The following is a 20113-nucleotide window of genomic DNA, read 5'->3' on the forward strand; positions in this document are numbered from 1 at the left end:
ATGAATACACCGGTGGTCGGAGTAATTGGAGGTAGTGGACTGTACGAGATTGAAGGGCTCACGGAGGTTAAAGAGGTTGTCCTTGAAACCCCCTTTGGTGCCCCTTCTGATGTCTTTATAACCGGCACCCTGTACGGGATAACAATGGTTTTTCTGCCACGTCACGGCCGCGGACATCGCTTTCTCCCTTCCGAAGTCAATTATCGCGCCAATATTTACGGCATGAAAAAACTGGGAGTGACCCGGATTATTTCGGTCTCGGCGGTTGGCAGTATGAAGGAGCACATTGTTCCGGGACATATTGTCATCCCTGACCAGTTCTTTGATCGTACCCAGGGACGACGTGCATCGACCTTTTTTGGGGAGGGGATCGTCGGACATGTCCAGTTTGCCGACCCGGTCTGTGCTGATCTGGCCTCAATCCTCGAAAAATCGGCTCGTGAGGTGGGCGCTACGGTACATGCCGGTGGAACCTATATCTGCATTGAGGGCCCCAACTTTTCTACCCGCGCCGAATCACAGATTTATCGCAGCTGGGGAGTCGATATTATCGGTATGACCAATATCCCTGAGGCACGACTGGCGCGAGAAGCAGAAATCTGCTACGCCACGGTCGCCCTGGCAACCGATTATGACTGCTGGCACGAGGGTCATGATGATGTCTCGGTAGAGGCGGTTCTGAATATCATCCGTCAGAATGTAGCAACCGCTCGTGCCATCATCAAAAACGCTGTTGGCCAAATGGGGCAACAGCAGCTGACCTGTCGCTGTGATAAAGCCCTCGAGTTTGCGATTATGACCGATAAGACTCTGATTCCGTCGCAGACACAACAGGCATTGGCGCCTATTATCGGCAAATATCTTGATCAGAATGGATGATTTCCTGTGATTATTCCACCTTCTCGATCCCGGCGCCGCGATTATTACCTCACGTTCCGGCCATGACGCCGTACGCACATTTTAACGAGTTATAAAGGACTTATTACATGAGCATTCTGGTTGTCGGCAGTGTAGCCCTTGATTCTATCGCCACCCCCTTTGGTACGGTTGAAGATGTTCTTGGCGGTTCGGCCTCATATTTTTCCACCTCAGCCAGTTTTTTTACTGATGTTAATTTGCTGGCTGTTATCGGTGAAGACTTTCCCCAGGAGCATGTCGATTTTTTACGCTCGCGCAATATCAATCTTGATGGTTTGATGCGGGCACCTGGCAAAACCTTTCGCTGGCGCGGTCGTTATGAATATGATCTCAATGAAGCCCATACCCTGGATACCCAGCTCAATGTCTTTGAAACCTTCAAACCGCAATTACCGGAACATTACCGCCAGGCGGAGTATGTTTTTCTGGCCAATATCGATCCCGATATTCAACGTGAGGCCTTAAGTCAAGTTGCTGCCCCTGAACTGGTGGCCTGTGATACGATGAATTTCTGGATCGATGGAAAAAAAGAGGCGCTGTTGCGTACCCTGGAGTTGGTTGATATCCTCATTATCAATGAGGCCGAAGTGAGGCAACTGGCACAGGAGCCAAACCTGGTCAAGGCCGCAGCCATTGTTCGCAGTTACGGCCCCAGGACTCTGGTCGTCAAGCGTGGAGAATATGGTGTATTGATGTTTGGCGAAGGATCTATTTTCTCCGCGCCGGCCTATCCGTTAGAGGAGGTGTTTGATCCCACCGGAGCAGGGGACACCTTTGCCGGAGGCTTTTTTGGTTATCTGGCCGCTACACGTAATCTTAGTGAAACAAACCTGCGCAAGGCGATTATCTTTGGTACCATAATGGCGTCATTTACGGTAGAAAAGTTCAGTCTGGAGCGCCTTAAGCAGATAAGTCATGAGGATATTTCTGATCGTTTCAAAAGAATCAAATTATTGACCGACTTTGCCGATCTGGATTAGTTCCTGTGTCTTGAGGTCTGCCATTTTTTCTGGTGATATTGATCGCCACCTCGCCTGGGGCGCTTATGTTTATACAGCATAAACAGTTGACCTTTCTTTCCGCTCCTGCCACCAAGGTCATCTCTCTGCAATCGTCGCCGTCTGCGATCCAGCTGGCCTTCAGTGGTTTTTCGCCTCAGCCCTGTCGTGCCTATCTGTTGCAATTAGCTGGTGGCGGTAAAGCTCTGGTCATCGTTGCATTTTATTTACTGGAGTCGCGCAGAACCATCTTTTTTGTACCGGAAAAAGGCGAGGTTCCCCAGACCCAGGTCAGTAAGATTTACGAAGATGGTAACGAGTTTATTGAGTCAATGGGATTCATTCTGATGGAATCTGATTTTCATCTGCTGCCCCCTGTAGATAAACAGAAATACTGGGAAAAATTGCCCATTACGCAGCCACCCGAGGCGTCAGTCAGCAAGCCTCGGAGCGTTCTGCCCAATAAAAATGAAGAGGACCTGCAGCTGCTGCGAGAAAAAAGTCTGGCCAGCCTTGGCCGTTATCTGGCCTCATTGTAAGTTATCTGGAGTATCTATTTATGGCTAAATTTCTGACCGGTTTTTTCTTTCTTGGCCTGATTATATTGGGCGGATGTGCCGGTACAACCGCTAACATTGACAAAGATCGTCACCAGGCTGATGTTCATCACAAACTGGCAGAAGCTCATTTGCAGGGGAACAACCCAAGTGCCGCATTGCGCGAACTGCTTAAGGCGGTAGAACTTGATTCTGATAATGCCGCTATTCGCGCATCACTGGCCCAGGCCTATCAGGAACGCCGCGCTTATAAAGAGGCTGAACACCATTATTTAGAAGCGATCAGGCTTTCAAAAGGTGACCCACGATATGAAAACAATCTGGCGAATCTTTACCTGGTAACGGAAGAGTGGAACAAGGCCATCAATTATTTTGATCGTGCGGCAAAAAATCTTCTGTTTGACAGTACTCACATTGCCATGACCGGCAAGGGGTATGCTTTTTTACAACAAGGTGATTATGCCTCGGCCCTGCAGGCGTTTCGCGAGGCGGTTCTGATGATGGCCAACTTTGCGCCCGCCCATTATTATCAGGCAGAAGTTTACCGATTGACAGAAGAGGTCCTGTTGGAAAAAGCTGCCTTGCGCCGCACGATTGAATTGGCACCGGAACTGGTGCAAGCACGCTATCGTCTGGCTGTGTTACTGCTTCGGGATGGTAACTATTCCGGGGCACGGCAGCAACTGGAAATTATCATTAACTTTGTTCCTGATTCAGAAGAAGGAACAATGGCGGCAGAACTCATCAAAACCCTGCCAAAGGAGTAACAAGACGTTCCGGATAGTTTTATTCCTTTGGATGATTTTAAAAAAACGAATATATCTGTTCAGCACCGGGTCGGGAAGCCTATGTCAAGGGTCGCCTTTCGTCATCCATGACCTCTTGTTGTCGCTGTCCATGGCGACACAACCCTTGTCACAGGATCCAAAGACCCTGCGCGAAGGGCAGCAGCTGAATAATTACAAATGAATATGTGCCGCAAATGGTAATTTATGAAAATTCAATGTCCCAAATGTGAAGCAAAATATCTCACGCAGTTGGCAATCGATTCCTCATCATCCGTGGTTGTAACCTGTCCTAAATGTCGTCATCGATTTACGGTTGACCCCCTAAAGGACGGAAAACCATCCCCGAAAATACTGATTGTTGATGATGCCCGGTTTTTTCGTGAATTAATCATGGACCTGCTGGTGGATCAAAATGTTGAGCTGACAACGGCTCATTGTGGAGAGGAAGCCTGGAAATTGCTGCAATCGGTCTCCTTTGATCTGCTGATTGCAGATATTAACCTGCCTGATATCAGTGGCTCTGACCTGATCAAGAGAGTACGCAATGACCCGCATTGTGCCTCTTTGCCGATACTTTGTATCAGCGGGGTTTACCGTCAGGATGATGATGCCCGCCAGGCCTTCATCGCCGGGGCCAATGATTTTATGACCAAGTCGTTCCATCCCGAAGATTTTACTGCGCGCATTGATAAACTGTTGGCACGATGATTGTTTTTGATGACATCAGTATTGCGGTGAACCAACTGCGAAGTGCGTTGGGTTCCTTTCACCCTTGATCTAGCAGTTGTTCTTGGTTCAGGTTTTGCCGGCGTCCCTGCCGGAATGGTCGTTGAACTTACCGTGTCCCTGGCAACGTTTTCCGGAGTCCGGGGTGTCCGGACACCCGCTGGCGCCTTGGCGCTCATTGCCAACCCTGCTGCCGGGCGTGGTAATAAATCTCTTGATCATCAGGCTGGGTTGGCGGTTGGCTCAAACAGTCTTGTGCGCTTTCATCGTATTCTGGCCGAAATTCTCAAGCTATGGTGTTGAAACCCAACAAACTCGTGTGATTTCAGCAGATTTCTCAATCAAAGCAGCTTGTCCTTTCTTGACAGGCAGGCTATTGATGCTACACTCTCACTATTAGAGAACTTGCCTAATCTTTATGTGAGGAGGTTATCATGAAAGATTTTACCACCATCCTGGTCGCCATTGATTTCTCAGAAAGTTCCAACAATGCTTTTGCACTGGCTTTGAATATGTCCAAGAAATATTCAGCTCGGTTGGTGTTAGTGCACGTTATTAATGAGCCGGTTGATCTGAGAGGTTTTTATGTGCCTCATATCTCATTTGAAAAGCTGGAGGAAGAGATTGAGCAGGGTGCCGGCAAGCTGATGGAAAGCTTTTGTCGTCAACACCTGGAAGGTTATGAAAATTACGAAACCTTCATTGTGCCGGGGCTACCATACGAAAAGATTATCCAACAGGCCCAGGAGCTTTCAGCTGACCTGATTGTATTGGGAACCCACGGTCGTACCGGTCTCGATCATGTGTTGTTTGGCAGTACGGCCGAAAAGGTCGTACGCAAGTCTCCATTGCCGGTTCTGACTGTGCGCTTGCAGAATGATTGATGGCGTTGCAAAAACGCACCAACTGCTGCGCCGGGACAAGAACAGTCGCCATTGTTTCACTGCTTCGACGAACGTAGGTACGCCTCATTGATCAACCATGACGCGCCTTACATCCGCCGCTTTTTGCTTATCCATCTAACGTGATACTTTTGCCAAAGCATCATGATTGACAGATCAGCTTTCCCCCTCTATAAATAACGTTCGACCGAGCAGCCGCAAGGCTGCTCTTTTTTTGAATGAACAGATCGATATCCAGGACAACCATGGCTTTGCGGATTCGGGATCTATCCCTCAAGCTCGATGAAGAAGAGGCGCAGCTTGGCGACAAGATTGCTGCTGTTCTCGGCTGTCAATCTGATCAAATACAGCACTGGAAAATCCTTCGAAAAGGCATTGATGCTCGAAAAAAGAACAATATATTAAGAGTTTATACTGTTAAGTTTAATGTTGAAGATGAGGTAAAATTTTTAGCTCAATTTGGTTCTCACTCAACGCTTGATCGGGCGCCAGAAGATATCGGACTGATCATTGATAAGGTGTCGCAACCGCTGCATGTGGTCGTGACTGGGATGGGTCCCGCCGGTCTTTTTTGTGCACTGACTCTGGCGGAAAGCGGTTGTCAGGTCACCCTGCTGGAGCGCGGCAAACCGGTTGAACAACGTTTACCTGATGTGCGTCATTTCTGGGACCAGGGCGTTCTGGATGAAAACAGCAACGTACAATTTGGTGAGGGCGGGGCCGGCACATTTTCTGATGGTAAACTGACCACCAGACTGAATCATCCCGGTATCGGCTACATCCTCTCCAGGCTCGTCGCCATGGGAGCCCCGAGAGAAATTCAATATCAGGCAAAACCGCATATTGGTAGTGATCGCTTACGGCAAGTGCTTATCCGTTTTCGGCGGCACCTGATGGAGTTGGGCGTTAATATCCGCTTTTCAAGCATGTTCAGTGGCTTTGCGATGAAGTCCGGCCAGGTTGCGGCAGTAACCATCAATCATCAAGAACACCTTCCGTGTGACCGGCTGGTCATCGCACCGGGACACAGCGCGCGCGATACCTATCAGTTGTTGGCACAGGCCGGGGTCAAACTTGAAGCCAAAGCCTTTGCCATGGGTGTACGGGTGGAACATCCGCGAGAATTGATTAACCAGATCCAGTATGGTTTACCTGATCATCCGCAGTTGCCGGCAGCAGACTATCGTTTGACCTGGAACGACCCTGACAGCGGTCGGGGTATCTATTCGTTTTGCATGTGCCCCGGTGGCGAGGTTATTAACGCTGCCTCTGAAGCTGGTGGTATAGTGGTTAATGGTATGAGTGATTTTCGCCGCGCTGCTGCGCTATCGAACAGTGCGCTGGTGGTTACCGTTTCTCCGGCCGATTTTGCCCACCGCGGTGCGCTGGCCGGGGTGGAATTTCAGCGCAGATGGGAACGTGCCGCCTGGCGGGCTGGAGAACCGGGCTGGCGGGCTCCGGCCCAACCGTTGCTTGAATTTCTTCATGGACGGGGAGGGCGATTACATTCAAGCTGTCGTCCCGATGTTGTTCATGCCTGTCTTGATGATTGTTTGCCTGACTACGTTGCCAATGGCTTACGTCGTGCGCTACCATACTTTAATCGTAAGATGCGTGGTTTTGTCAGTGAAGAGGCGACCCTGATCGGCGTGGAGACACGCACCTCTGCTCCCTTACGGATCCTGCGTAACAGTGCCGGTGAATCGGTCAGTCATCGAGGGCTTTTCCCGGCCGGGGAAGGTGCCGGCTATGCGGGTGGCATCATGAGCGCTGCCCTTGATGGCCTGAACACGGCAATTCATATCCTACGCACAACCCAGATACAATTGAGGTCGAAGTGAAAGAAATTTACGTTAATCAAATAAAGGAACGCGATCGGGTCAGCAGCATTTTTCTAGTGCGCGACAAAATCACTGCCATGGCAAAAAATGGCAAGCCCTATATGACTCTCAAGCTGATGGACAGTACCGGGGAGGTGGAAGCGAAGGTCTGGGATCGCATTGATGAACTGTCAAGCCATTTTGATGCTGACGATTTTATCCGGATTGAAGCTAAAGCTAGCGTTTATATGGGAAAGATGCAGCTGATTGTTCAGCAGTTGGATAAAGTTGCCGATGACGCGGTTGATATTGGTGACTTTCTGCCGGTCAGTAGTCGCTCTGCCGAGGAGATGCGAAACGAGCTGGACCAATTGCTTGATTCGCTGGAAAATCCCTATATCCGTGATTTGTTGCGATCTTTTTTCGATGACCCTCGATTTTATCGTCTTTATTCACGGGCCCCGGCGGCAAAGTCAATGCATCACACCTACATTGGTGGTCTGCTGGAACATTCCCTGGCAGTGGCGGCTCTCGCCCTTGATGTTGCCAAGCGCTACCCTCAGGTTGATCGGGATCTGCTGATCAGTGGTGCGATGCTTCATGATGTAGGAAAAGTGCAGGAGTTATCTTTTGATCGCTCCTTTGGCTATACCGATGAGGGGAAGCTGTTGGGACACATTGTTATGGGTGTGCAGATGATTGAAGACCATGTACGGGCTATCCCCGGGTTTCCAGTGGAACTTTCAATGATGATCAAGCATCTGCTCCTATCTCACCACGGACAGTATGATTTTGGTTCACCCAAAAGACCAAAATTTTTAGAAGCGGTTATCCTGAATTTTATCGATGATCTCGATTCCAAGATCAACGCGGTACAATTGCATGTTGAAAAAGAACAGCAGGATCACGGATGGACATCTTATCATCGGCTCTTCGATCGTTATTTCTACATGGGGCAACAAAATAAGCCGGAGCGGCAACAGCCCCCTGGCGATCCGAAGGTTGTTCCCCCCGCTGCAACGCCAGCATCCCGGCAACCCTCCGACCGTCAGCGTGACAGCCGGTATGAACGCCCCTTGGGTGCAACCTTGGGCGAGCAGCTGAAAAGTCGGAACCTCGATCTCTTTACCCAGATCAATGACAAAGGAGAGCCATCATGATCATGACCAGCTTGCCGACTGGCCCTTTAGAAGTGAATTGTTATCTCGTGGGCTGTGAAGATACCCGCAAAGCTGCAGTGATTGATCCCGGTGGCAATGTCAGCACTATTCTCGAGCTTTTGCGGCAGCATGATTTGACCCTTGCCATGGTGATCAATACCCACGGCCATTTTGATCATATCGGTGCCAATCGGTCATTGCTTGAAAAAACCGGTTGCGACCTGTTGGTCCATCAGGATGATGCCCCTTTGTTACAGCGTGCTGCCGAGCATGCGGCCTTGTTTGGGTTGTCCACCAGCCGTTCGCCGGAACCGACCCGTTTGCTAAAGGATGGGGATGTCATCGAGCTTGGAAATTTGTCATTCAAGGTTATTCATACTCCCGGGCATTCACCGGGAGGTATTTGCCTGCAAGTTGAAGACTGTCTGTTTGTTGGCGACACCCTGTTCAGTGGATCAATTGGCCGAACTGATCTTCCTGGTGGCAATCATCAACAACTGATCAACAATATTAAGAACAAGCTGTTGTGCCTGGCCGCTGAAACCAGAGTCTATCCCGGCCATGGCCCGGCGACAACTATTGGTCTGGAAAAACACAACAACCCTTTTCTGGCAGGCTGATGAGGTTGGCAGATGCTTAAAGGTAAAACCATTATCCTCGGCGTCAGTGGCGGCATTGCGGTCTACAAAGCGGTCGAACTGTTACGCTTGCTGACCAAAGCCGGGGTCAAGGTTCATGTGGTGATGACTCGATCGGCCTGTGAATTTGTTACACCCTTAACATTTCAGACCCTTTCCGGGCAGCCGGTGCATACCGAACTGTTCAACCTTTATCAGGAACAGGAAATTGGTCATATTTCTCTGGCCGACCGGGCTGATTTGTTCATCCTTGCGCCGGCAACAGCCAACCTTATCGGCAGGATCGCTCAAGGACTGGCCGATGATCTGTTGACAACTACGGTGCTGGCTACCAAGGCCCCAGTGTTGATTGTGCCGGCAATGAACACCAATATGTATGAAAATCCACTCTATCAACGCAACGAACAACGGTTGCGTGAGGTTGGTTATCACCTGCTTGAACCGGTGTATGGAGAGCTGGCCTGTGGTTGGACAGGCCAGGGAAAAATGCCTGATCCGCAGGATATCGTTGATGCTGCCGAGGACGTCCTGACCGGCAAAGATCTGGCCGGTTGCCGTATCTTGGTCAGTGCGGGTCCGACCCGCGAAGAAATCGATCCGGTGCGCTATCTGTCCAACCGCTCCTCCGGTCGCATGGGGTTTGCCATCGCCGCTGCAGCTCGTCGCCGTGGTGCCATAGTGACTCTGGTCGCCGGCCCGGTTCAGCTGATGCCACCGGCAGGGGTGGAGGTTGTTTCTGTTGTTTCTGCCCGGCAGATGCATGAGGTCATGCTTGGCCGTTTTGCTGCTGCTGATGTTGTGATCAAAGCGGCCGCAGTCGCCGATTATCGTCCAATGATCCGTCAGCAGCAAAAAATGAAGAAAAAGTCGGAAGAGTTCATTCTTGATCTGGAAAAAACCCCGGATATTCTAGCTGAATTGGGGCAACGTAAAGCGCATCAGATCCTCGTCGGTTTTGCCGCTGAAACAGAGGATTTATTAGAGCATGCCAGGAAAAAACTGGTTAGTAAGAATCTTGACATGATCGTTGCCAACGATGTGTCGATCCCGGGCGCAGGCTTCGATGTAGATACTAATATTGTTCGTTTTATTTATCGTAATGGTGAAATGGAAAACCTGGAGTTAATGAGCAAAACTGACGTGGCCAACCACTTGCTTGATCGTATTTGCCCGCTTTGGAAGAAAACCTGTTAGTTTCTGTAGGGCGGGCAAGCAGTTCACTCCCACATTAAAATACAGGTGTGTTCGGTCCGGAAACCTCAAACGACAGTAAAAAGGGGCAATATCTCATCCGGATTGGTGATTCCGAGGCGGAACCGCTTGCGCAGCTCTTGCAGAATCAGATCAGCGTCTTCCTGCTCCAGTTTGCCGTCAAGCCATAGCAGTTTCATGTTTTTACGAATCAGGTTGGAAGCGGTCAAGGCCCGGTCGCCGGTTGGATCGGCGTTCCAGTAGGGGCTTTGCTCATCACTGAGAATGCTGAAGACCGCTTCCAGGCCAAGAGCCATATATTCATCGTGTTCTGCGCGATCAAAGGGCCAACGGGAATGAGTGGCAATCGTTTTAACCATTTTCTGCCAACGATTTAAGCGGCTGATCAGCATCATCGAATTAAAGATCTGCTTATTGGTACCAAAAGAAAAAATGGTATCAGAGATGGATCCGCTAAGGACCTTGTCGAGCTGACGATTATTGCGTTTGGCCAGTTGCTGGGCAATCTGCCAGGTTTCCTTTTTAACGCCGATATCGGCCCGAATTTCCCAATAGGCGTGGTTGTGAAAGGTGGTGTTGAAGGTCATGGCCAGCTTATAGGGGACAAAATAGTTATGTGCGACCGTATCAGCGGCCAGGTGGGATAAGTAGCCGTAAGCGCAAGCTTCAGCCTCTGGTCCGGCTTTTTTGCCGCGCTCAAGGATTTTACGACCGATCCGCCAGTTATGGCAATGTTCAAGGTGATGAGTGTGTTTTTTCCCCAGGGTGATGTCGGCAGCTATGCAGCCGTAGAGGTAGTCGAGGGGGTAGGCCGCAAGCAGCGCCTGCAGTGCTTGGGGCAAGACCGTCGGCGCCGCCAGAACGCGCAGACAGGTTCCCAGATGGACACCGGCACCCCATGCATAAACAGGCTCCGGCAGTAAAACAAACAACAGCGTCAAGATCAGAAAAGGGAACATATCCAGCCCTTTGTGGTCATTTTTATTACAATAGAAGAGATCTGAGCCATAAGTTCATGACAGATAAATTATACCACGAATGCTACACTCTTGTCTGTCAAGCCCGCCGTCTTCTAGAGGAATTAGAGGAATTAGGTTTTAACCCTCCAGCACCTCTAGACACCAGGCAAAACAGGCTGATTGACACGGTCGCTCCCGCTGTTATGCCACCGTCAGTAGTGGGAGAAACGTTGTCGGATCTGCGCTCGGAGGTTGAGCTGTGTTGTGCCTGTCCTCTGCATGAAACACGCAAAACTGTCGTTTTTGGACGGGGCAATCCGGCGGCCAATCTGGTGTTTGTCGGTGAAGCCCCCGGTCATGAGGAAGATCAACAGGGCGAGCCCTTCGTCGGCGAGGCGGGGCGGTTGCTTGAGCGCATTCTGTTTGCCATGGGATTGTCAGCAGACGACGTCTATATCTGTAATCTGATCAAGTGTCGTCCACCGGCAAACCGGGATCCCCACGCCAACGAGGTAGTGGCGTGTGAACCCTATCTTAAGCGCCAACTGGCGCTGCTTAAACCTACAATCATCGTAACTTTGGGCCGTTTTGCCGCACAAACCCTGCTGGGAGTTCAGACTCCGGTCAGTCGCCTGCGCGGACAATGGCACAGCTATGAGGGTGTTGCTCTCATGCCGACCTTTCATCCAGCCTATCTGCTGCGTTCACCGCAGGAAAAAAAACAGGTATGGGAGGATATGACTAAGGTAAAACAACGGCTGGGACTCGTAAGCGTTACGCCAACAGATTAACAAAACTGCCTGGCGAGGGCAGGTCGTTGAGGTTCTGTCCATAGCGTTCGATGAGTTGCTGGTTGCGTTCGCTAATACCGTATTTTGCGGTATATGAGTGGACCGGGGTATCTTCTTCGAGGATCATATTGCGCCACTGGTTCTGTTGTGCAGGGGGACGCCGAATGGGGTTGTAAAGATCAACATATTCAGCGTCGATGATCGGTTGGGAGGTAGACCGGTAGCGATCCGTAGCAGACGCAACTGTTGCCTGGCGGTTTTTCGGGGTGACCGGGGGAGCGGCATGGCCCTGCTGGGTTGTTATTGCCCGCGCCGCCAGTCCCGCAGTCATGTCAGATCCACTAATATTCACAGCCCGGCTCTTGCTCTGCTGGAGTTAAGGTCGTCGCAAATGGTGTTCTTCTACTACCTTCTGGGATCCTCTGGCAGGATGCGAACCAGCCGCCATCCCTTAGCTTCCATGCAGACGCGGTAGAGTCTGCTAAGTTCTTCCTGATAACGCATTTGGGCAAAATGATCGCGCCAGATCCAGTCATCAACATAGTACCTGTCATGATAATAGAAGGGGCGGTAGAAAGGGAAGAGGGAATCACCATAGGGATAGTAAGGGTAGCGCGCCTCGCGCTGAGCTATTTGGCGACATTCTTTTTGTGCCTGTTGTAATTCCAAATCGCCAAGCCCCTCATTGTGCTCCCATACCAATGCTGGGCGACCGGCACATCCGGTTAAAAGTATGAGCAGGAACAGCATGATTATTTTCATGGGTGCCTCCGACTTGTAGAATTTTCTCTTTATTATACCTTGAGAAGTAACTATTCACCACTGTCCGTGCGCAGGGTCGGGGTTTCTGTGGCAAATTTGGTTCTTGATTCTTTCACCGCTGGGGTTATAATCAGGTTTCAGACGTTGCTTTAATGAAAGGAGAAACAAATGCCGGTTGTTACTGTACGTACAGTTGAGGGAATCAGCGCAGAAAAAAAAGAAGAGCTCATGGAGCGGATTACCACTGCACTAAAAGAGGTTCTTGGCAAAAACCCCGAAGCTACTCATGTCGTTATTGAAGAGATTCCGCCCGAGAACTGGGGAATTCGTGGTAAAACCGTAGCGGCAATCCGTTCCGGAAAATAGAACATTTTGTAGTTTTCATAAAAAACGGTTGTCCTGTCGGACAACCGTTTTTGTTTCAGGGAGTGGTGCTGGTTATTTTGTCGCGGTTACATGTTGTAGCAGGGCAGTAACAATCCGGATCGCTTCCGGTGATGTGACCTGGTAATAAACCTCGACCCCTTCGCGTCGACCGATGATAATGTTTTTATTTTTCAGTAAAGCCAGATGCTGGGATACGGTCGCCTGAGGCAGACCCAGGCATTCCCAGATTTTTTTGACATTGCAGGCCTGGGAAATCAACCCGACAACAATCTTCAGCCGTATCGGGTGACCGAGAACTTTTAGTATTTCAGACTCACGATCATAATCAATTCCACTTTCAAAAGGCGTATCCGATCCTGTTTGCGCCATATTTATTCTCCTGTTGTAACTATTCAGCTCTATCCTCGCGCAGGGTCTTTGGATCCTGTGGCCAGTTTTTTTGTCGCAATGGACGGCGACAAAAGCGGTCATGGATGACGAAAAGCGACCCTTGACATAGGATTTTCGACCCGGTGCAGAACAGATACCTCCTGTTTGGCTTTCGTCCGGAAGCGAATCATTGATACCATCGTGGCATCAATCTGTCGCCTTGCTTGTACGGTTTACATGTATACTCTAGAGGATTAAGGTCTTGATTTTTTCGACCCGAATCCAGCATTCGATTGCCGAAGTGATCGCTGTATGGTATTCATCCTGAGTTTACGGATGGACACTATTTATTTTTGAATATATATTCATATATTAGTTTACAGTTTTACTGCAGGTCAACAGCTGAATGCGATATACGTATGAGTTATTCTTTGTCTACTTCCCTGGTTTTTTCGTTATGCTAATTTCTATCAAGAGAGCTTTCACTGATGCCGAATAACTCCGTTATTTATGTCGTCGGTCACCGCAATCCCGACACTGACTCTATCTGCAGCGCTCTGGCATATGCCCAACTACGACGTAATCAAGGGCTCTCAGACGTACAGGCGGCGCGCGCCGGTAACATTAACCAGCAGACCCAGTTCGTCCTCGATGAACTGGGTGTTGAGGTGCCGGTTCTATTGTCCGATGTACATCCCCGCATCAAGGACGTGGTAACGGAAAAAGCCATTAGTATCCATCAGGACGAGCCGATGGCTCGGGCGATAGAGCTGTATCATCAACATCATATCCGGATGTTGCCGGTAGTTGATGATGCCGGCAGGGCACAAGGGTTGCTGCTTCTCAAACGGGCTACAGAATTTTTTCTGGTGCCGACCGATCCGGACAAGATGCGACGGATTAAGGCCTCCTTGTGCTCTATTCAGATGTGTCTGAATGCCAATGCCGTGAATCTGGTTGCTGCTGACAAGGTTGAAGATCTCAACCTTTATGTAGGTGCCAGGCGCGAGGCCAGTTTTGATAGCTGGATTAAGAAGATGGATCTGTCGCGAGCAGTATTGATCACCGGTGATCGTCCGGGTATTCAACGTCGCGCTGTTGAGGCCGGGGTGCGCTTACTGATTATCAGTGGTGGAGGTGCCGTTGATGATAAATTGCTGGATCTGGCTAGAAAGAATCAGGTATCGATTCTGGTAAGCGACTACGACACGGCAAATTCAGTCTGGTTAACCCGTATGGCTACGCCGGTAAGGGAATTGGCCGATACCGATTTTATTACGGTAAGGCCCAATGATCTGCTTGACGATTTACGTATTAAGCTGATGCATAGTAAGCAGTCCGGTGCCATTGTCTGTACCGGTGAAAAAGAGGTTGTCGGGGTCGCCACCAAGAGTAACCTGATCAAAAGCTCAGCCGTCAAATTAATTCTGGTCGACCATAATGAATTAGCACAAGCGGTTCCCGGCGCGGACAAGGTAGAAATTCTCGAAGTGATTGATCACCATCGTCTCGGTAATTTCCATACAGATCAGCCGATCCGTTTTATCAATCAACCTCTTGGCAGTACCTGTTCCCTGGTAGCAACTCTCTATCAGCAGGCCGGTATCAAGCCCGATGCATCAGTATCAGGGCTGCTACTGGCTGGTCTATTATCTGATACTCTGGTATTGAAATCACCGACGACTACTGAAGTTGATCGTCAACTCGTGCCCTGGCTCGAAGAGTTGTCCGGACTGGAACATGCAGAGTTTGGCGCCAGATTATTTGCCGCCGGCAGCTTGATGGCCAGTGGTGCACCGGCCCGTAAACTCATTTTTACCGATTTCAAGGAATACACTGCAGGGACCTATCAGCTTGGTCTGGGACAGGTAGAGGTTGTTAATTTCCATACATTTTATGCCCGCCAGCAGGAACTAGCTAGTGAGCTGACAGCTATTCGTGCTGAGAAAGGCTATGATCTGGTAGCATTGCTTATCACTGATATTGTTATGGAAACCAGCTATCTGCTGACCGCCGGTCCCAGTGAGTTGCCGTACGTCATTGGCTATCCACAAGAGGCTGATAACCTTTATCGTCTCAAGGGAGTCATGTCACGGAAAAAACAATTGGTGCCGCATTTGATGAAGGTATTTAAGGGCTTGTAGTAGGCAAAAAAATGCCCCGCGCCAGGAGGGAGAACGCGAGGCTAAGCTGTATAAGTTGTTGTCTAACATTACAATGGGCAAATAATTAAAGTCAACCAAAAAATAAAGTTAATTTAATAAATTTTTTTTCAATCTGTACTTCACCGTCAGATTGTCAATCAAAGGGATTCAGTGGTTGGTCGCGCTGGTGAGATTCTGTTACACTCCGCCAACCTCGTCGGAAATGCGGATATTAAGTCATGATGTCATTGGATCAATCATCAGTTGCAGTTGACGGTACAGCTTTACGGCGGATCCGTGAAGAAAAGCGTTTGACCCAATTGTACGTTTCAAAGGTGGTCGGCGTGACCACCGACACCGTTTCACGCTGGGAAAACAATCGCTATCCAACCATCAGGCGTGAAAACGCGATAAGACTTGCTGAAGCCCTTGAGGTTGAACTGGCGGATATCATCAAAAAAGATATCCAGATTCAACCGGTGGAGAAAAAACAGGAATCCAGGTATTTTGACAAACGATTCTGGCTGGTTATCGCCGTCTGTCTTATGGTTGTGTTTCTCGCCTGGTTTTTTATTTCGCAACGCAGGGTCCCGTTTGATGCTCAATTGCAGGCCCGGCGGTTGCTGCCACTTCATGTGGCCCCTGGACATGAACTGCTGGTACAACTTGTCATTTCAACAGAAATCCCTCTAAAGGGGATGATTCTTAAAGAGGAGTTTCCACCGGGATGGCAATTCATTTCTTCTGACCCTGAAGCAGCCAGTGTTGATGTGGCAACCGGGGTCGCCAGATGGATTTTTCGTAACCCGCAAACCCTTTTTACTGTCTATTATCGCCTTGCTGTACCCGATGATGTTCCCATGGACAACGTCATTGCCGTCAGTGGTGAATTGATTGCCAATCCCGAGGGACAACAATTTGTCTTGCCTGTCTCTGCCGATCAACGGGTCAGTATCAGGCCGTTTCACTGGGCCGATACCAATGCCAATTATGTTATTGATGATATGGAAATTCTTGTTTTCTCCGAGTTGACAGAAAACACCTCAGAGCTTGATGATGAATGGTACCTGGTAGAACAAATCTGGCATTCAGGTTCTTATCGTTGGGATGATGATAGCTATCGTTTTGTTCCAACCTCCGAAGAAGCTCCAGCACTGATAGGACCAGATATCAATTGAATTTGACATTGGGTGGGGCCCTTTTTAGAATGCCGCATGTGGTGCAATCACTTATTTGTACCTTTTGTCATGACTTGCAGTCGGGAAAGAAAAAAACATGGATGCAGTTGTTGCCCTGATAAAAGATGAGATGCAGGCGGTTGAAGAGCAGATCAAAAACCATCTGTCATCTGAAGTGGAATTGATCGGCCAGGTCGGGCAGTACGTTCTGTCCAGTGGTGGCAAACGCTTACGCCCGATGCTGCTGATTCTAAGTTCTCGTTTGTGCGGCTATCAGGGTGATAAACACATCGACCTGGCTGGTGTCGTTGAGTTCATCCACACCGCCACCTTGCTTCACGATGACGTCGTTGATAGCGCGAGTTTACGGCGTGGCAACCGTTCAGCAAATTCCGTATGGGGAAACCAGGCCTCCGTCCTGGTCGGAGATTTTCTGTTTGCCAAGTCTTTTTCTGTCATGGTTGGTTCGAACAGCTTGCGCATTCTTAAGCTGCTGGCAGATACGACAACTCAGCTGGCTGAAGGGGAAATCCTGCAATTACTTAATACGTGCGACCTGGAAGTTGATGAGAGCCGCTATCTTCAGGTTGTACGGGACAAAACCGCTATCCTGATTGCCGCCGCCTGTCAGGTAGGGGCTGTTCTGGCTGGCGCCGAGGCTGAACAAGAAGTCGCCCTGCGTGAATTTGGCCTGGAAATAGGAACAGCTTTTCAGTTGATGGACGATGCGTTGGATTATGTTGCCAATCAGAAAGAATTTGGCAAAGAACGAGGCCATGATCTATTTGAAGGTAAGATGACCCTGCCATTAATCCATACATACCACAGCGCATCAGCACGGGAGTGTGCGGAAATCTCCCGAATCGTCGAAGCGGAAGACCTGGTTGCTGAAGATCTTGATTATGTCTGTCGCCTGATCGAAGAAAAGGGGGGTATTACCTACACCCGCGATAAGGCGCTGGAGAGGATTGCACGAGCAAAAAGGGTGTTGGACGTATTTCCTGATTCACCGACCCGCCAGGCATTGTTCCAGCTGGCCGATTACGTCGTTTCTCGCAATAAATAATCATGCTCACATCACCAAACTTAACCACCCAGCAGCCATTCGGGTAAAGGTTATCTGTTTCTTATGATTTGCGTGAACAATGCCGATTGTGCGGCCCAAGGACTTTGGTTTATGCTCTCACCATGCTGCGGATAAAGCTTCATACCAAGGTTCTCGGGGCCCTGCTGTTGTTGGCCCTGGTCCCGTTGATATTGCTCTTGTTCAGTTCGCATCACAGTTTGCGGCTGGTTGAAGATCTATTACGTCAGCGCACCACCGAAACCCTTGACTTCCAGGCAACCAGAGCGTTGGAAAAAAGAACCCAGATGGTTGCCGATCAGATTTCCGCCTTTCTTCAACAAATTGAAGAAAACCTTCTTGACCTGGCCCTACTGGAACCTCATCAGGAAAATTATCAGAAATTCGGCGATAATCACCAGCGTCAGATCTGGTATCGACGTGGCAGCAACCTTAATCCAACGGAAATTCGTGAAGCCGTTCCGCTTTACAGCGAGTTGGCATTTATCGATACGACAGGTATCGAACAGGTCAGGATTGTCAATGGCCAACCCTGTGAACAATTAAGGGATATTACCAACCCCTATCTAACAACGTACCCGGCGGAAGATTATTTTAAGCAGGCAGCGCGACTGTCTCCAGGGGATATCTGGGTCACTCGTCTTACCGGTTGGCACATCTCTCGTGATGAACAATTGCAAGGTGCTGCTACTCCCCTCGAGGCGATTGAAGGGAAAAAATACTCCGGGGTCATCCGTTTTGCCACTCCAGTCTACCATCAGGGTAAATGGCAAGGGGTTGCAGTCCTGTCCCTGGATCATCGACACCTGATGACCTTTACTCAGCACATATCACCGATTGACGATCAGGATACGGTTTTCCCCTCCTATGAAAGTGGTAACTATGCCTTCATGTTTGACGATGAAGGATGGATGATTACCCATCCTAAATTCTGGAATATCAGGGGCTTTGATGCCGACGGAGAGTTGGTTCCAGCCTATACCGTTGATACGCCCCAGGAGGTTGTCGATGCCGGAAGAATCCCTTTTAATTTATTAACCGCAGGTTTTGTCCATCCTAACTATCCACAGGTTGCCAATCTGGTCCGACGCGGCGTGTCGGGTGCTCTGTCAACAGTCAACGTTGGTGGTTCAAACAAGATTATGGCCTATGCGCCAATCCCCTACCACAAGGGTATTTATCAACAATCCGGAGTGTTTGGCGGAGTTACCATCGGCGCTGAAATTGATCTGTTTCATTTGCCTGCTACATCAACGGCACTACTGATTCAAAATGAAATCAATAACTACCTGATGCAATCCTGGCTGGTCATTTCCATCACCGTACTGCTTGTTGCCTTTGTCGCCTATCTGCTGTCGAACAGCATTGTGCGGCCGATTCATATGCTGACCGAGGGGACCCGCAAGATGACCAGCGGTCATCAATTGCGGGTCAAGGTTGACGTAACGTCTAACGATGAGGTCGGGGTCCTGGCAGGAGCCTTCAATCAGATGGTAGAGGAGCTGACTCGACGGCGCGAACGTTTGCTTCGCACCATGTTGGCCTTACGACAGTCTCGCAAGGAGATTATCTCTGAACGAAACTTCAAAAACACCCTGTTTGAAAATATTGAAACCGGCTTGATTACCTTCGACTCCCAGGGGCGTGTCACCTCTGCCAATGGGCCGGCTTGTCGTATCCTTCAGATGTCGCGTCCTACTGATAACCCCGCTTGGCAACAACTGTTAAACGATTGGCCGGAATTAAAAATAACCCTCGACAACTGGTTCAATACTAGTAATTGTGAGCGGAAGAACTCACATCCTGTCTATGTTCCGATTGAACGCAAGGGCCGCAAATTAACCTACCGTACAGCGTTGTTTCCTTTGAGCTTTCGACAACAGGATGGTTGGCTGTTAACCATCGAGGATTTAACTGAACGGGTCAATATGCGCCAGCAGATGGCGCGCATGGATCGGCTGGCGTCTTTAGGCCGGATGTCGGCGGGAATTGCCCATGAAGTACGGAATCCATTGACTGGTGTCAGCCTGCTGTTGGACGAACTCCATGACCGCCTGCTTGGTCAACAGACTGACCAATTACTGATCCGCAGAGCCCTGGAAGAAATTGAACGTCTGGAAACACTGGTCACCCAGATGTTGCGCTTTTCTGCCGCTAAAGCGCCCAGGTTGAATGATGGACGAATCGGCGAGGTACTGAGTGATTCCATTTTTTTGCTGCGCAATCAATGTCAGCGGCAGCAGGTTAGACTGATTGAACAGATCGCTAGCGATCTGCCGGTCCTGTTGCTGGATGCTGACCGGATCAAGCAGGTTGTTCTCAACCTGCTTAACAACGCCCTTGATGCCATGCCGAAGGGTGGTGATCTAACGATCCGTGCTGAGCAGGTAGACAATAACATCCTGATCACCATTGCTGATACCGGTGAAGGAATCAATCCTGATCAACTGCCTTTGGTATTTGAACCGTTTTTTACCACCAAAGGGCAGGGGACCGGATTGGGGCTGTCTATTTGTCACAATATTATTACCGACCATGGTGGTGATATCCAGATTGATAGCACGTTGCAGCAGGGCACGCGGGTTCAAATTATCCTTCCTTTAACAGTGGACCAGCCCGTTTCAGTCAATGAGTCTTTCTGACTCGTTCTTTCCTTTAGCTGGCGAAAATTCACCATTTTGTTTTGGACAGACGTATAAAATAGCGATACTCTGGCGCCA

The 20113-nt window shown here is 49.6% G+C and carries 21 protein-coding genes; 17 read left to right on the forward strand and 4 right to left on the reverse strand.

Annotated elements, in window-relative coordinates; translation table 11 throughout:
* The 11 genes from mtnP to coaBC all read left to right on the forward strand — a co-directional run bounded on the left by mtnP (position 1) and on the right by coaBC (position 9701).
* On the forward strand, positions 1-879 hold the full coding sequence (gene mtnP, locus ICT70_RS00760) for an S-methyl-5'-thioadenosine phosphorylase (RefSeq protein ID WP_191153470.1): 879 nt from the start codon (positions 1-3) through the stop codon (positions 877-879).
* Positions 880-986: 107 nt separating this feature from the next.
* Complete coding sequence (locus ICT70_RS00765) at positions 987-1898, forward strand: PfkB family carbohydrate kinase (RefSeq protein ID WP_191153471.1); 912 nt, start codon at positions 987-989, stop codon at positions 1896-1898.
* A 65-nt stretch (positions 1899-1963) separates the two neighbouring features.
* Positions 1964-2455: a hypothetical protein gene (locus ICT70_RS00770; protein WP_191153472.1), complete on the forward strand. Its 492-nt coding sequence runs from the start codon at positions 1964-1966 to the stop codon at positions 2453-2455.
* Between the two features lie 20 nt (positions 2456-2475).
* Positions 2476-3240, forward strand: coding sequence for a tetratricopeptide repeat protein (locus ICT70_RS00775; RefSeq protein ID WP_191153473.1), 765 nt, complete (start codon positions 2476-2478; stop codon positions 3238-3240).
* 225 nt (positions 3241-3465) lie between these two features.
* Positions 3466-3969, forward strand: a complete 504-nt coding sequence (locus ICT70_RS00780) for a response regulator (protein ID WP_191153474.1) — start codon at positions 3466-3468, stop codon at positions 3967-3969.
* A 42-nt stretch (positions 3970-4011) separates the two neighbouring features.
* Entirely contained in the window at positions 4012-4290 is a 279-nt protein-coding gene (locus ICT70_RS00785) for a hypothetical protein (protein WP_191153475.1), read from the forward strand.
* A gap of 131 nt (positions 4291-4421) precedes the next feature.
* Positions 4422-4871 (forward strand): universal stress protein, encoded by a 450-nt coding sequence (locus tag ICT70_RS00790; RefSeq protein ID WP_191153476.1) that lies wholly within the window; start codon positions 4422-4424, stop codon positions 4869-4871.
* Between the two features lie 263 nt (positions 4872-5134).
* The gene (locus ICT70_RS00795; protein WP_191153477.1) at positions 5135-6730 is read left to right on the forward strand and encodes an NAD(P)/FAD-dependent oxidoreductase; all 1596 of its coding nucleotides are present in this window, start codon (positions 5135-5137) and stop codon (positions 6728-6730) included.
* The gene (locus ICT70_RS00800; protein ID WP_191153478.1) at positions 6727-7869 is read left to right on the forward strand and encodes an HD domain-containing protein; all 1143 of its coding nucleotides are present in this window, start codon (positions 6727-6729) and stop codon (positions 7867-7869) included. The genes ICT70_RS00795 and ICT70_RS00800 overlap by 4 nt, the downstream gene beginning before the upstream one ends.
* Positions 7866-8489, forward strand: a complete 624-nt coding sequence (locus ICT70_RS00805; protein ID WP_191153479.1) for an MBL fold metallo-hydrolase — start codon at positions 7866-7868, stop codon at positions 8487-8489. Before ICT70_RS00800 ends, ICT70_RS00805 begins: the two co-directional genes overlap by 4 nt.
* Before the next feature lie 12 nt (positions 8490-8501).
* Positions 8502-9701: a bifunctional phosphopantothenoylcysteine decarboxylase/phosphopantothenate--cysteine ligase CoaBC gene (coaBC, locus tag ICT70_RS00810; protein WP_191153480.1), complete on the forward strand. Its 1200-nt coding sequence runs from the start codon at positions 8502-8504 to the stop codon at positions 9699-9701.
* A gap of 65 nt (positions 9702-9766) precedes the next feature.
* On the opposite strand, the gene ICT70_RS00815 is transcribed toward coaBC, so the two are convergent.
* Positions 9767-10678 (reverse strand): zinc dependent phospholipase C family protein, encoded by a 912-nt coding sequence (locus ICT70_RS00815; RefSeq protein WP_191153481.1) that lies wholly within the window; start codon positions 10676-10678, stop codon positions 9767-9769.
* Positions 10679-10908: 230 nt separating this feature from the next.
* Between ICT70_RS00815 and ICT70_RS00820 the strand changes: the two genes are divergently transcribed.
* Entirely contained in the window at positions 10909-11469 is a 561-nt protein-coding gene (locus ICT70_RS00820) for a uracil-DNA glycosylase (protein WP_224746721.1), read from the forward strand.
* Here the strand turns inward: ICT70_RS00820 and ICT70_RS00825 are convergent.
* Both ICT70_RS00825 and ICT70_RS00830 read right to left on the reverse strand, forming a co-directional pair.
* On the reverse strand, positions 11453-11800 hold the full coding sequence (locus ICT70_RS00825; RefSeq protein WP_191153483.1) for a hypothetical protein: 348 nt from the start codon (positions 11798-11800) through the stop codon (positions 11453-11455). The two genes, ICT70_RS00820 and ICT70_RS00825, sit on opposite strands and share 17 nt — an antisense overlap.
* Before the next feature lie 74 nt (positions 11801-11874).
* On the reverse strand, positions 11875-12231 hold the full coding sequence (locus tag ICT70_RS00830; protein ID WP_191153484.1) for a hypothetical protein: 357 nt from the start codon (positions 12229-12231) through the stop codon (positions 11875-11877).
* A 168-nt stretch (positions 12232-12399) separates the two neighbouring features.
* Between ICT70_RS00830 and ICT70_RS00835 the strand changes: the two genes are divergently transcribed.
* Positions 12400-12597, forward strand: coding sequence for a tautomerase family protein (locus ICT70_RS00835; RefSeq protein WP_191153485.1), 198 nt, complete (start codon positions 12400-12402; stop codon positions 12595-12597).
* A gap of 72 nt (positions 12598-12669) precedes the next feature.
* Here ICT70_RS00835 and ICT70_RS00840 read toward each other — a convergent pair whose 3' ends face one another.
* Positions 12670-12987, reverse strand: coding sequence for an ArsR/SmtB family transcription factor (locus ICT70_RS00840; protein ID WP_191153486.1), 318 nt, complete (start codon positions 12985-12987; stop codon positions 12670-12672).
* A 488-nt stretch (positions 12988-13475) separates the two neighbouring features.
* On the opposite strand from ICT70_RS00840, the gene ICT70_RS00845 reads away from it, so the two are divergent.
* The 4 genes from ICT70_RS00845 to ICT70_RS00860 all read left to right on the forward strand — a co-directional run bounded on the left by ICT70_RS00845 (position 13476) and on the right by ICT70_RS00860 (position 20035).
* Positions 13476-15131: a putative manganese-dependent inorganic diphosphatase gene (locus ICT70_RS00845; RefSeq protein WP_191153487.1), complete on the forward strand. Its 1656-nt coding sequence runs from the start codon at positions 13476-13478 to the stop codon at positions 15129-15131.
* A gap of 239 nt (positions 15132-15370) precedes the next feature.
* Positions 15371-16309, forward strand: a complete 939-nt coding sequence (locus tag ICT70_RS00850; RefSeq protein ID WP_191153488.1) for a helix-turn-helix transcriptional regulator — start codon at positions 15371-15373, stop codon at positions 16307-16309.
* A 97-nt stretch (positions 16310-16406) separates the two neighbouring features.
* A complete protein-coding gene (locus ICT70_RS00855) occupies positions 16407-17375 on the forward strand; it encodes a polyprenyl synthetase family protein (RefSeq protein WP_191153489.1) in 969 nt (322 codons plus the stop codon).
* A 122-nt stretch (positions 17376-17497) separates the two neighbouring features.
* Positions 17498-20035, forward strand: coding sequence for a PAS domain-containing sensor histidine kinase (locus ICT70_RS00860; RefSeq protein ID WP_191153490.1), 2538 nt, complete (start codon positions 17498-17500; stop codon positions 20033-20035).
* The last annotated feature ends 78 nt before the right edge of the window (positions 20036-20113 follow it).

It is taken from the genome of Pelovirga terrestris, from assembly GCF_014773365.1.
GTDB classification, from domain to species: Bacteria; Desulfobacterota; Desulfuromonadia; order Desulfuromonadales; family Geopsychrobacteraceae; genus Pelovirga; species Pelovirga terrestris.

Bases quoted from the DNA above. Each gene is read 5' to 3' on its own strand.
- mtnP (WP_191153470.1), top strand. From the start codon at position 1: ATGAATACACCGGTGGTCGGAGTAATTGGAGGTAGTGGACTGTACGAG.
- ICT70_RS00765 (WP_191153471.1), top strand. From the start codon at position 987: ATGAGCATTCTGGTTGTCGGCAGTGTAGCCCTTGATTCTATCGCCACC.
- ICT70_RS00770 (WP_191153472.1), top strand. From the start codon at position 1,964: ATGTTTATACAGCATAAACAGTTGACCTTTCTTTCCGCTCCTGCCACC.
- ICT70_RS00775 (WP_191153473.1), top strand. From the start codon at position 2,476: ATGGCTAAATTTCTGACCGGTTTTTTCTTTCTTGGCCTGATTATATTG.
- ICT70_RS00780 (WP_191153474.1), top strand. From the start codon at position 3,466: ATGAAAATTCAATGTCCCAAATGTGAAGCAAAATATCTCACGCAGTTG.
- ICT70_RS00790 (WP_191153476.1), top strand. From the start codon at position 4,422: ATGAAAGATTTTACCACCATCCTGGTCGCCATTGATTTCTCAGAAAGT.
- ICT70_RS00795 (WP_191153477.1), top strand. From the start codon at position 5,135: ATGGCTTTGCGGATTCGGGATCTATCCCTCAAGCTCGATGAAGAAGAG.
- ICT70_RS00805 (WP_191153479.1), top strand. From the start codon at position 7,866: ATGATCATGACCAGCTTGCCGACTGGCCCTTTAGAAGTGAATTGTTAT.
- coaBC (WP_191153480.1), top strand. From the start codon at position 8,502: ATGCTTAAAGGTAAAACCATTATCCTCGGCGTCAGTGGCGGCATTGCG.
- ICT70_RS00815 (WP_191153481.1), bottom strand. From the start codon at position 10,678: ATGTTCCCTTTTCTGATCTTGACGCTGTTGTTTGTTTTACTGCCGGAG.
- ICT70_RS00825 (WP_191153483.1), bottom strand. From the start codon at position 11,800: ATGACTGCGGGACTGGCGGCGCGGGCAATAACAACCCAGCAGGGCCAT.
- ICT70_RS00830 (WP_191153484.1), bottom strand. From the start codon at position 12,231: ATGAAAATAATCATGCTGTTCCTGCTCATACTTTTAACCGGATGTGCC.
- ICT70_RS00835 (WP_191153485.1), top strand. From the start codon at position 12,400: ATGCCGGTTGTTACTGTACGTACAGTTGAGGGAATCAGCGCAGAAAAA.
- ICT70_RS00840 (WP_191153486.1), bottom strand. From the start codon at position 12,987: ATGGCGCAAACAGGATCGGATACGCCTTTTGAAAGTGGAATTGATTAT.
- ICT70_RS00845 (WP_191153487.1), top strand. From the start codon at position 13,476: ATGCCGAATAACTCCGTTATTTATGTCGTCGGTCACCGCAATCCCGAC.
- ICT70_RS00850 (WP_191153488.1), top strand. From the start codon at position 15,371: ATGATGTCATTGGATCAATCATCAGTTGCAGTTGACGGTACAGCTTTA.
- ICT70_RS00855 (WP_191153489.1), top strand. From the start codon at position 16,407: ATGGATGCAGTTGTTGCCCTGATAAAAGATGAGATGCAGGCGGTTGAA.
- ICT70_RS00860 (WP_191153490.1), top strand. From the start codon at position 17,498: ATGCTGCGGATAAAGCTTCATACCAAGGTTCTCGGGGCCCTGCTGTTG.